This is a genomic window from Faecalimicrobium sp. JNUCC 81, from assembly GCF_053667625.1.
In genome coordinates this window covers 1845033-1857689 of the sequence record NZ_CM132203.1, presented here as the reverse complement: position 1 = coordinate 1857689, position 12657 = coordinate 1845033, and the positions used below count along the sequence as shown (strand labels likewise).

The following is a 12657-nucleotide window of genomic DNA, read 5'->3' as shown; positions in this document are numbered from 1 at the left end:
CTTCAATTTTTATATCTATTTCATTAGTATTTTAATCATTATCATCAATCCATTCAAAATTATTTACTATATCACGTTTAACATGTTTTTTATGAGCAGCATATAGTTGAGTAGTAGTTACATTATCATGGTCAAGTAAATTTTGAACATCATAAATAGAAAATCCATTTTGAATTAAGCTAGTTGCAGCTGTAGCACGAAGCTTATGAGGGCTATAACCGCTATCTCTTGATGTATCCATAGAAATAGATGTATACTTTTTTACTAATTGTCTAATAGCCTTTGGATTAAGGCGTTTATTTTGTAATGATAAGAATAGAGCGTCTTTATTTTCCTCACTAAGAATTTCACTTTGAGGTCGTTCGTTATATATATAATCTTTAACAACTAATTCACATGTATGGTTAATAGGCATTAAAACTTCTTTACCTCTTTTTCTATAAATTTTAAATTCACCTCTAGAAAAATTAAATGATGAAATATTAAGCTCACGAAGCTCATTAAGTCTTAACCCATAAGTAACAAATAAAGCTAATATAGCTTTATCTCTAAGCTTAGTCTTTTTCCAGTATACCTTTTCTTTATCTGTTAAACCTTCGCCACTTTCAACAGCATCTAACATCTTCGCAACTTCATCAATTTCAAGTCGTTTTATAGCATCAGGTTGAGGCTTTGGAAGCTTAATAGGATTAAAGCCATCAGTGATATTATTATCTAACTGATCATTTCTATAAAGAAATTTAAATATAGTAGACAGCGATGACTTTTTACGTGCTAAAGATCTATTATTATTTTCATAGATATGAGTGTTTTTTTCAGTATATTTATAATATCTAGTACAATAATCGCCTAAAAATAAGTTTATATCTCGTGCTTTTATTCGATTAAAATCTTCAATAGTAATATCTTTTATTTCATTGGCATCTGTAGCTTCCTTGGTTTCTACTAAATAAGAACAAAAGAATTGAATATCTTCTAAGTAGGCTAGTCTAGTGGTAACAGATACCGATCCTTTTAAGTAAATACAGTAGTCTTTCATAAACTTAGGAAGATGATTTTCTACTTGTATACACTTTTCAATAACTTTATTATTTTTAAGAACAATATTATCTGGCTTATCTGATTTATTATGTATTTTTATAGTTTTATTTTCTGACATTTAAAATCCTCCAAATATTAACTTTAATATTTTAAATATAACATAGTATTTTTTTGACTTCAACTATTCCTTAAATACTGATATAAGTGTAAGCTAATTAAAAAATCTATTTAAATCAAACTTATGGATGTTACGCTTTAGGATTTCAACCATACGCTAGAGAAATTATGAAGTAAATTCAATATTTCATATTTTTGAAGGGATTTTTTCATTTTTGTTGATTTATTATATAAATAGTGATACGCTAATAGCATAAAAATGTATATGAAAGAACAAAAAAATTAAATAATAAAAAATAGAGGTTTAATCAATATTTATTGTTGATTAATTAAAAGGGAATCAGGTGAAAGTCCTGAACTATCCCGTAGCTGTATTAGAGGAATTTATGTGTGATATGCCACTAGGAAACAGGGAAGGCGCACATAAGTGATGATTCTTGAGTCAGAAGACCTGCCTATATTTTAAAGCATAACTCTACGAGTGATAGGGATGGCTTTATCTTAACATTTACGTGCTAATTTTATATAATTAAGCATATCTTGAAAACATTTCCAATGCGTAAATTAAAAGAATTTATTATTTTGAAAAGATACTCTTCTATGAGTTGTCAATTCAAACCTATCACATCATTTACCACGAGTCAAATCACCTAATACAATTTCATTATTTTTTCACATTACATAAATATCAATAGAGTTATAATATCCAGAATTTAATTTTTAAGCGGTTTACAGAGTACATTTTTTACAATTTTCACAACACTTGTTTAATTTATAGTTTTATTTTAATTAGTACTGGCTAGGAATAAAAGTTCAAAGGAGATGATAAATGAAAAAATGTCATTATTTTAAGTGCAATATTCCTTATAGTTTCATTTTTTAAAATGGAAATGAGCGCAGTGATGCAAACATGAAAAAATTATTATTTTACTAATTGTTACTGTAGTATTTTCAAAATTACTAGGGTCTGAATTTGAGGAACACGATGATGCAGGCAACAAGGAAATTTCTGAAATTGCAGACAAATAATATTTGGATTGAACCAGTTATGGAGAGTTTGGTTAGTGGTGAATTGCCATGAGAAATTTAAAGTTCATTAAAATATAAATGTAAAAAATGCTAACTATCCAAATGAGTTATCTTAATATGAGCAAATTAGTAATCAAAATATATTATTATGGATAAAGATAAAAATAAAAAAATAAATAAGAATTATAAATTCTTAGAGACAAGTTATATGAAAAATTATAGACTATATAAATCAAGTAAAATAGAGGAGTATTTCAAAATATACACTATATATAGGAGGGGTTTTATGTCATTAATGACAAAAGAACAATATATAGAAAGTCTTAGAGAGGTAAAACAAAAGGTATATTTATTTGGAGAATTAATAGAAAATCCTGTAGATCATCCTATAATTCGTCCATCACTTAATTCTGTAGCTATGACTTATGAATTAGCTCAAGACTCACAGTATGAAAATGTGATGACAGCAATTTCGAATCTTACAGGTAAAAGAGTAAATAGATTTTGTCACATTCATCAAAGTACTGAAGATCTAATCAATAAGGTTAAAATGCAGCGTTTATGTGGTCAAAAAACTGGTTCATGCTTTCAACGTTGTGTAGGAATGGATGCATTTAATGCAGTTTACAGTACAACCTTTGAAATAGATGAGGGTTGTGGAACTGATTATCATGAAAGATTTAAAAAGTATATGATATACGTTCAAGAAAATGATTTGGTAGTAGATGGAGCAATGACAGATCCAAAAGGAGATAGAGGGTTGCCTCCAAATAAACAATCTGATCTAGATTTATTCCTAAGAGTAGTTGAAAGAAAAGATGATGGCGTTGTAGTAAGAGGTGCTAAGGCCCATCAAACTGGAATGGTTAACTCTCATGAAATTCTTGTTATGCCGACTATAGCTATGGGACCTGATGACAAGGATTGGGCAATATCTTTTGCTTTACCAACTGATACTGAAGGAATATTTAGCATATATGGGCGCCAATCTTGTGACACTAGAAAACTTGAAGAAGGTGCAGATATAGATGTGGGTAACTCAACATTTGGAGGACATGAAACATTAACTATTTTTGAAGATGTATTTGTTCCAAATGAAAGAATATTTCTAAATGGTGAAGTTGAGTTTTCTGGTATTTTAGTAGAGAGATTTGCAGGATACCATAGACAAAGCTATGGTGGTTGTAAAGTTGGTGTTGGTGATGTACTTATTGGAGCATCAGCAGTAGCTGCTGATTATAATGGGGCAGCTAGAGCTTCACATATAAAAGATAAACTTATTGAAATGACTCATTTAAATGAAACACTATACAGTTGTGGTATCGCTTGTTCATGTGAAGGATGTAAAACAAAATCAGGTAATTACCAAATAGATCTACTTCTTGCAAACGTTTGTAAGCAAAATATAACAAGAATGCCATATGAAATTGCTAGGTTAGCAGAAGATATCGCTGGTGGTATTATGGTAACTATGCCTTCTGAAAAAGATTTCAAAGATCCTAAAATAGGGCCTTATATTGACAAATATTTAAAAGGTGTTGATTATGTTCCTACTGAAGATAGAATGAGAATTTTAAGACTTATAGAAAATATTACTTTAGGAACTGCTGCTGTTGGATATAGAACTGAATCTATGCATGGAGCAGGTTCACCTCAGGCTCAAAGAATTATGATTTCAAGACAAAGCGATCTAAATAAGAAAAAAGAGCTTGCTAAAAATATAGCTAATATAAAAGAGTTAGCTAAAGCAGAGAACTAATAATACTATAAGATCCTAGAATTCAAGGGGTGAAATAATGAACTGGAAGGTTTTATATAAAGAAAAATTAATATCAACAGAAGGTGCTGCGAAAAAGATAAAAAGTAACAGTAGAATTGTTATTGGTCATGCAGCAGGAGAGCCAAAAAAAGTCATAGAAGTAATGGTTAATGAAAGTGAAAGTTATTCTAATATAGAAATAGTTCATATGATTGGTATGGGTTCTGGTGAGTATGTTAAAAAGGATAAAAAGCTTAACTTTAAACACAATTCTTTATTTGTGGGATCATCAACTAGAGAGGCAGTACTAGAAGGAAGGGCGGAATTTACTCCTTGCCATTTTTCTGAAGTTCCAAGACTTTTTAAAGAGGAATACTTAAAGGTGGATGTAGCTATAATTCAAGCTTCACCTCCAGATAATAATGGGTACTGCAGCTTTGGAATATCCAATGATTATACTAAATCAGCAGCTGAATGTGCAGATATTGTAATAGCAGAGATTAACCCTAAAATGCCAAGAACATTAGGTGATTCCTTTATACATATAAAAGATATTGACTATATAGTTGAGGTTGATTATGACATTATAGAGCTTAAACCTTCTAAAATAGGAGAAATAGAAAAAGCGATAGGTGAAAACTGTGCAACACTTATAGAAGATGGAGCAACACTTCAATTAGGAATAGGTGCTATACCAGATGCTGTACTTCTATTTTTAAAAGATAAAAAAGATTTAGGTATCCATTCTGAAATGATATCAGATGGAGTAGTTGAGTTAGTTGAAGCGGGAGTAATTACAAATAGAAGAAAAAATCTACATAAAAATAAAATGATAGTAACTTTTTTAATGGGTACAAAAAAACTATACGATTTTGTCAATGATAATCCGATGGTAGAAATGTTTCCAGTAGACTATGTAAATAACCCTGTTGTAATAAGTAAAAATGATAATATGATATCAATAAACTCTTGTATTCAAATAGATTTAATGGGTCAAATAGCTTCAGAATCTATTGGTCTTAAGCAGTTTAGTGGTGTTGGCGGTCAAGTAGACTTTATAAGAGGGGCTAACATGTCAAAAGGTGGAAAATCAATAATTGCTATACCTTCTACAGCATCAAGAGGAACATTGTCAAGGATAGTTCCATTCTTAGACAATGGAGCAGCAGTAACTACATCTAGAAATGATGTTCATTATGTAGCTACAGAATATGGTATAGCAGAGCTTAGAGGAAAATCTTTAAAAGACAGAGCAAGAGCACTTATTAATATAGCTCATCCCAAGTTTAGAGAAGAACTTATAGAAGAGTGGGAAAAGAGATTTAATAATAAATTTGATTGTTATATATATTCTAAAGCTCATAACTGATTTTGAGTTGTAAAGTAAGTATAGATATATAAGGTGTGGGAGGTGTTTATATGGAGACAAAAGCATATATTGATGAATTAGTAAAAAAGTCAAAGGAAGCACAAAAAGAGTATAGTAAGTTTACTCAAGAGCAAGTAGATGAAATAGTAATGGAGCTTGGTAAGATTGTATATGATAGAGCAGAAGAATTAGCTAAAATGGCAGTTGAGGAAACAAGAATGGGAGTTTTTGAAGATAAAGTTGCTAAAAACAAAGGAAAATCAAAAGTTATTTGGAATAATTTGAAAGATAAAAAATCAATAGGAATATTAGAAGAAGATAAGGAACATGGAATTATTAAAGTTGCTAAACCTAAGGGGGTAATTGGTGCTATAACACCATGCACAAATCCTATTGTTACTCCAATGTGCAATGCTATGTTTGCATTAAAAGGAGGCAATTCTATTATTATTTCGCCTCATCCAAGATCAAAAAAATGTAGCAAATATGTAGTAGACTTATTTAACGAAGCTATTGCAAGATTTGGAGCACCGGAAAATTTAATTCAAATTATAGAGGAACCATCTATTGATTTAAGTTTAGAACTTATGAAATCTGCTGATGTAGTAGTAGCTACTGGTGGTATGGGTATGGTTAAATCAGCTTATAGTAGTGGAAAACCCGCTTATGGAGTCGGAGCTGGAAATGTGCAGTGTATAATCGATAGAAATATTGATATTAAAGAAGCTGTAACAAAAATAGTTACTGGAAGAACTTTTGATAATGGAATTATCTGCTCTGGAGAACAAAGTGCTATAATACCTAAGGAAATTTATGAACTAACTATAGAAGAATTTAAGAAAAATGGAGCTTTCTATGTATCAGATGAAGAAACTATAGAAAAATTTGCAAAAGTAATTTTTATAGGTGGATCTATTAATGGTAAGATAGTTGGTCAAAGTGTACAATTTATTGCTAATTTAGCAGGGGTAGATATTCCAAAGGATACTAAGGTTATTATATTGAAAGCAAGAGCTAAGGGATTTAAAGATGTATTATGTAAAGAAAAAATGTGCCCAGTAATGATTGCATTTGAATATGAAAACTTTGATGAAGCGGTAGAAATAGCTCAATCTAATTTAAATGTAGAAGGAAAGGGCCATTCTTGTGCTATTCACTCAAATAATAAAGATAATATTAAATATGCTGCAGCTAATCTAACAGTAAGCAGACTTGTTGTAAATCAACCATCATCAACTTCAGCTGGCGGAACTTTATACAATGGATTTGCTCCAACTACTACACTAGGCTGTGGTTCATGGGGTAATAACAGTATTTCTGAAAACTTAGATTATAAACATTTAATTAATGTATCAAGAGTAGGTTTTTATAATGCAAAAGCAAAAGCCCCAACAGATGAAGAAATCTGGAGAAATGAAGAAACATTGGCAAAAGCTTTAAATTAAGGAGGAATTCCAATGAAAATGATAGAATTAAAACCTCAAATTTTTAAGTTTAATAATTGTAAAGCTTTTATTGAGGAATTTAAGGTAGGCAGTGGAGACTTAATATTCACAAACAAGTTTTTGTATGAGTTTTTCTTAAAAGATTTAAACATTGCTAGTGAGTATATTTTTCAAGAAGATTATAATTTAAAAGAACCTTCAGATGATATAATTGATGAAATAATTAAATATATATCTCCAAAAAATGTGAAGAGAGTAGTAGGGATTGGAGGAGGCTCAATTATTGATGTATCAAAAATATTATCACTTAAAGATGTTGATTCTTCTTGTGCACTTTTTGAAAAAGTAATACCTGCAGTAAAAAATAAGGAACTTATAATAGTACCTACAACATGTGGTACAGGTAGTGAGGTTACCAATATATCAATTGTAGAAATAAAGTGTAAAGGAACAAAGATGGGACTTGCTATACCGGAATTATATCCAGATTATGCTGTGCTTATTCCAGATCTTGTTAAGAGATTACCTTATGATTTCTTTATGTATAGCTCCATAGATGCATTAATTCATGCCATAGAAGCTTATGTTTCACCAAAAGCAAACAGCTTTACAGACATGTTTAGCATAGAGGCAATTAAAATGATAATAGAGGGCTATAAAAAGGTTATAGCAAATGGTAAAGATTATAGAGAAGAGATAATAGAAGACTTTTTAATAGCTAGTAACTATGCAGGAATTGCTTTTGGTAATGCAGGAGTTGGAGCAGTGCATGCTCTTTCTTATCCACTAGGAGGAAAGTATCATGTACCTCATGGTGAAGCAAACTATCAATTTTTTATAGAAGTGTTCAGATACTATAATGGTAAAAAACCTACAGGTAAAATAGGAAATTTAAATGAATTACTTTCGAAACTTTTAGAAGTAAAACCTGGTGAAGATGTATATGAAGCTTTAGAAAACTTATTAAGCAATTTAATTGTTAAAAAAGGTTTAAAGGAATATGGCATGAGAGAAAAAGAAATATATACATTTGCACAAAGCGTAATTGAAACTCAACAAAGACTTTTAGGAAATAATTATGTTCATATGAATGTTCAAGATATAGCTAATATTTATCATAAGCTCTACAATTAAATTAATACGTTAAATTTTCGGCTTACTGGATATAATAATTACTTGAATTTCAACAAATTAGTCATCTAAAATTAGTGATAATGATCTTAGATGACTAATTTGCTAGATTTATTCTTGTAAAAGTTAAGTAGTACAACGAGTTAAATTAAGATGTATAAATATTGGCACAGTTCAAATATCCATAAGATAAAATACGTAGTACAAGATGTAAAGCTATAGTTTTATAAGAATAAAAATAAAATTTGTAGAATTAAGTAAAGTGACATGAATCATATACAATGAGTATAAAAAATGCTTTGGATATAATATAAACGTATCAATTTATTTCTATGAGCAAAAAGAGTAATGCACATAGTTTATTGTCATTGTATAAAAAATCGAATAAATATCATATAAATTTAGTTATATATTTAAATTAACACTAACTATACCCTAAATATACATTTAAAGACTAGTTAAATTTTGAATTAAAATAGCTATATATAGAAATATTTATTATGAGTTTACTACTACTACTTTATTTGCTATATGCATGCATATTTAGATATTATAAATATAAAAAATATACCTAATATATGATTCATGCATGCATATTTAGATATTAGGTATATTTTGACATTTTATTCTGATTTCTAATATTTTTTAACTATATTATAAGTTAGAACTATTTATATATTTCACTTAATTGTTCTAAATCAACTTCAAATCTAGTATCTCCATGTAAAGATTTTACATAAGCTGTACCTATGTTATTATCAACACTTTCTATAGTTACTGGATTTTGTTTATAATAAACTATAACATCCTCATCTTTTGAGTTAACTATTTCTGCGGCTCTTCTTAATTGCATAAAATACCCTCCTATTATAATGTTATCTTATATTTAGATTAACCAATAGGATGTAAACTATTAATGTTAATATTTAGTTAAATTTATTAAAAATATAAAAGCACAAAAAGAATTTAAGATGCTACTTTAAATTCCCTTGTGCTTTTATATTTTATTATAGGCATTTTCCTATTTTTCTAAACTTATTATATCTTAATTCTATTATTTCTTCTTTACTAAGCTTTTCATAGTGATTCAATCTATCTATGATAAATTTCTTTATATCTTTTGATACAGACTCTACACTATCCTGAGCTCCAGTAAAAGGCTCTTTAATGATTTTATCAATTATTTCAAGGTCATACAAGTCTTTACTAGTAAGCTTCATTACTTCACTTGCCTCTTTTGATTTAGATGCATCTTTAAATAGAATGCTAGATAAACCTTCAGGAGATATTACAGAATAAACTGAATGTTCTAACATACAGACTTCATTACCTACTCCGATTCCTAAAGCTCCTCCACTTCCCCCTTCTCCAATAACAAAACAAATTATTGGAACAGACAATTTACTCATCTCAAGTAAATTTTTAGCAATTGCTTCACCTTGACCACGTTTCTCAGCTTCTAAACCACAAAATGCTCCTGGTGTATCTATGAAAGTTATAATAGGCCTATTAAATTTTTCAGCTTGTTTCATAAGTCTAAGTGCTTTTCGATATCCTTCTGGATGTGGCATTCCAAAGTTTCTTTTTATATTTTCTTTAACGTCATTTCCTTTTTGATGACCTACTATGGTAACATTAAATCTATCTATCTTACCAATTCCAGCAATAATAGATGGATCATCTTTGTATAATCTATCTCCATGAAGTTCAAAAAAGTCAGAACAAATATTATTAATGTAGTCTTTTGTAGTAGGTCTTTTAATATCTCTACTTAAAACTACTTTTTCATATGGTGAAAGTTCTGCTTTAATTTCACTTTTAATTTTAAGTAATTTATCTTCTAAGCTTTTTATTTTATCACTTAAATCTATATCATTAGATTTGGATATAAATCTAAGTTTTTTTATATCTTCTTCTAGATTATAAATCTTATCTTTTACATCAAGAGTTAATGTAGGCAACTTATTTCCTCCTTATCAAGGTAGATTTTAATATCTTATATTATAAATGTAGCGATAAAATTTTATATATTGTTTCTTTCATCTCTACTCTATTTACTATCATATCAATAAAACCATGTTCTAATAAAAACTCAGATGTTTGAAAACCTTCTGGAAGTTTTTGATTTATAGTTTGTTCTATTACTCTTGGACCTGCGAAACCAATTAAAGTATTTGGTTCTGAAATTATAATATCTCCAAGCATTGCAAAACTTGCTGTAACACCTCCTGTAGTAGGGTCTGTTAGTACAGAGATATACGGTAAAGATTTTTTTTCTAATTTAGAAAGAGCTTGAGATGTTTTTACCATCTGTATAAGAGAAACCATGCCTTCTTGCATTCTAGCACCTCCTGATGCACTACAAATAATTATAGGCAAGTTATTATCAGCTGCATACTCTATAGAATATGTAATCTTATCTCCAACTATAGACCCCATACTTCCCATCATAAAATCAGGATTCATTACACATATTACACTTTTAATTTTATTAATTTCACAAACTCCACAAATAACCGCTTCATCTTCTTTGGTTTTTTCTTTGTATAAGCTTAACTTATCTATATACTTTGGAAATTTTAATGGATCTTGAATATCTACATCAAATTGAAATTCATTAAAGCTTCCCTTATCTGATAATAGATTTACTCTATCACGAGCTTTAAACTTATAATGTCTTGAGCACTTTGGACATATATTTAAATTTTCTTCTATATCTTTTTTAAATACATGATCATTACATCCTTTACAATAAATCCAAAATCTATCATCTACGCTATTTTCTTTAAAATTATTATTTAAAGGAACTGTAACGTATTTAGATTCTTTTGGCGACAAAAACTTCTTTATCATAATTTATTAACTCCCTTTAGAAATGTATATAATTTAAAAATCTATACATTTAATTTATACTGTAATAGCTGCTTCTAATATAAATTCTTTTTCTATAAATTTAGTATGGTGTGTATCTTCTTTAAATTTAGTGCAACTTATAAGCGTTTTTTGAAACTCTATATTTGTATCTATACCTTCTATTATTATTTCATCTAAAGCTCTATTCATTTTTTTTATGCACTGTTCTCTATCCTCAGCCCAGCATATAAGCTTTCCTATCATAGAATCATAAATAGGTGGTATTGTATATCCTGTGTATATAAATGTATCAAATCTAACTCCAAAACCTCCAGGTATGTTTACTGATTCTATTTTACCTGGGCAAGGCTTAAAATCTAAATATGGATTTTCAGCATTGATTCTACACTCAATAGCATGACCTCTAAACATAATATCATTTTGTTTAAAAGGTATTGCTTGATTATTTGCAATTAAAATTTGGAGTCCTATAAGATCTATTCCTGTGATCATCTCTGTAACTGGATGCTCAACTTGTATTCTTGTGTTCATTTCTATAAAGTAAAACTTTTTATTTTTATCTACTATAAACTCGATTGTTCCAGCTCCTAAATAACCTATTCCTTTTACAATATTTACAGCTGTTTTATATAAATGTTTCTTTTCATCTTCATTTAAGTAGTCACTAAGAGACTCTTCTAAAACTTTTTGATTACGTCTTTGCATAGAACAATCTCTTCCGCCTAAATGTATGACATTTCCAAAAGCATCTCCAAATACTTGTACCTCTATATGTCTAGGGTTTTCTATAAATTTTTCCATATATAGATCACTGCTTGAAAAAGCTGCTAAAGCTTCAGAACTTGCCATATCAAAGCTTGTAAATAACTCTTCTTCACAAGTAACGATTCTCATACCCTTTCCACCACCACCGTTAGACGCTTTTATTATAACTGGATAACCAATTTTATTAGCAAAAGATAAAGCTTCTTCTTTACTTTTTAAAACTCCATCTGATCCAGGAACAACAGGTATGTCTAGCTCCATCATAGTTTCACGAGCTTTAGATTTATCACCCATTAAAATCATTTGATCTGTTTTAGGACCTATTAATGTAATTCCATTATCTTTGCATTTTTTAGCAAACTCTGCATTTTCAGATAAAAAACCAAATCCTGGATGTATTGCATCACAATTAAGTTTAAGAGCAAGATATATTATGTTATCTATGTTGTTATAACTTTTACTTATATTATTTGGTCCTATGCATATAGATTCATCTGCTATATATCTATGAAAACAATCTTTGTCAACATCAGAGTATATAGCTACTGTTTTTATATCTAGTTCTTTACAGGTTCTAATTATTCTAACAGCTATATCTCCTCTATTTGCTACTAGTATCTTCTTTATCATATTAAATACCTCCTACCTATAATGGTTTTATTTTAAATAGAGGTTGGTTATACTCCACTAATTCTTCATTTCTTGCTAAAACTTCTACTATTTCACCATCTATATCACTTGTAATTTCATTCATAAGTTTCATAGCTTCAAGAATACATAAAGTATCACCTTCATGTACCATATCTCCTACCTTTACGAAGTTATCTGATTCAGGGCTTGGAGATGAATAATAAGTTCCCATCAAAGGAGCTTCTATTGTGACTAAATTATCATTATCAATGTTCCTATTAATATTTTCATATATTTTAGGTGTTATATCTTCTTTAAAGTCTTTTTTTACACATAAAGAATTTTGATTTATAGAATTAACTTGTTTTGATACTTCAAGTTTTAATTCACCATTTTCAAGTTTCACATATTCTAAATTAGTTTGGTCTATAATTTTTAATAAATCTTTAATTTCATTTATATTCATTTATGTTACCCCCTTGTATTATTACCTGGTA

The 12657-nt window shown here is 29.0% G+C and carries 10 protein-coding genes and 1 riboswitch; of the genes, 4 read left to right on the top strand and 6 right to left on the bottom strand.

Annotated features, from left to right (window positions below; genetic code table 11):
* Positions 1-31 precede the first annotated feature (31 nt).
* Positions 32-1159, bottom strand: coding sequence for a tyrosine-type recombinase/integrase (locus JNUCC81_RS09160; protein ID WP_454096303.1), 1128 nt, complete (start codon positions 1157-1159; stop codon positions 32-34).
* A gap of 282 nt (positions 1160-1441) precedes the next feature.
* Positions 1442-1631: riboswitch (cobalamin riboswitch) on the top strand.
* A gap of 842 nt (positions 1632-2473) precedes the next feature.
* Here JNUCC81_RS09160 and JNUCC81_RS09155 point away from each other — a divergent pair.
* From JNUCC81_RS09155 to JNUCC81_RS09140, 4 genes are read left to right on the top strand one after another with little or no spacing between them, the layout of a single operon-like run.
* On the top strand, positions 2474-3946 hold the full coding sequence (locus JNUCC81_RS09155) for a 4-hydroxyphenylacetate 3-hydroxylase family protein (protein WP_454096302.1): 1473 nt from the start codon (positions 2474-2476) through the stop codon (positions 3944-3946).
* 37 nt (positions 3947-3983) lie between these two features.
* Complete coding sequence (locus JNUCC81_RS09150; RefSeq protein ID WP_454096301.1) at positions 3984-5315, top strand: acetyl-CoA hydrolase/transferase family protein; 1332 nt, start codon at positions 3984-3986, stop codon at positions 5313-5315.
* Positions 5316-5365: 50 nt separating this feature from the next.
* Positions 5366-6760, top strand: a complete 1395-nt coding sequence (locus JNUCC81_RS09145) for an aldehyde dehydrogenase family protein (protein ID WP_454096300.1) — start codon at positions 5366-5368, stop codon at positions 6758-6760.
* A 12-nt stretch (positions 6761-6772) separates the two neighbouring features.
* On the top strand, positions 6773-7894 hold the full coding sequence (locus JNUCC81_RS09140) for a 4-hydroxybutyrate dehydrogenase (RefSeq protein WP_454096299.1): 1122 nt from the start codon (positions 6773-6775) through the stop codon (positions 7892-7894).
* A 664-nt stretch (positions 7895-8558) separates the two neighbouring features.
* Here JNUCC81_RS09140 and JNUCC81_RS09135 read toward each other — a convergent pair.
* The 5 genes from JNUCC81_RS09135 to accB form a co-directional block, all read right to left on the bottom strand.
* Positions 8559-8744, bottom strand: coding sequence for an H-type small acid-soluble spore protein (locus JNUCC81_RS09135; RefSeq protein ID WP_454096298.1), 186 nt, complete (start codon positions 8742-8744; stop codon positions 8559-8561).
* Positions 8745-8898: 154 nt separating this feature from the next.
* A complete protein-coding gene (locus JNUCC81_RS09130; RefSeq protein WP_454096297.1) occupies positions 8899-9852 on the bottom strand; it encodes an acetyl-CoA carboxylase carboxyltransferase subunit alpha in 954 nt (317 codons plus the stop codon).
* Positions 9853-9892: 40 nt separating this feature from the next.
* Entirely contained in the window at positions 9893-10744 is an 852-nt protein-coding gene (gene accD / locus JNUCC81_RS09125; protein ID WP_454096296.1) for an acetyl-CoA carboxylase, carboxyltransferase subunit beta, read from the bottom strand.
* 54 nt (positions 10745-10798) lie between these two features.
* The gene (gene accC / locus JNUCC81_RS09120; RefSeq protein WP_454096295.1) at positions 10799-12160 is read right to left on the bottom strand and encodes an acetyl-CoA carboxylase biotin carboxylase subunit; all 1362 of its coding nucleotides are present in this window, start codon (positions 12158-12160) and stop codon (positions 10799-10801) included.
* 16 nt (positions 12161-12176) lie between these two features.
* Entirely contained in the window at positions 12177-12626 is a 450-nt protein-coding gene (gene accB, locus JNUCC81_RS09115; RefSeq protein WP_454096294.1) for an acetyl-CoA carboxylase biotin carboxyl carrier protein, read from the bottom strand.
* Positions 12627-12657: the final 31 nt, after the last annotated feature.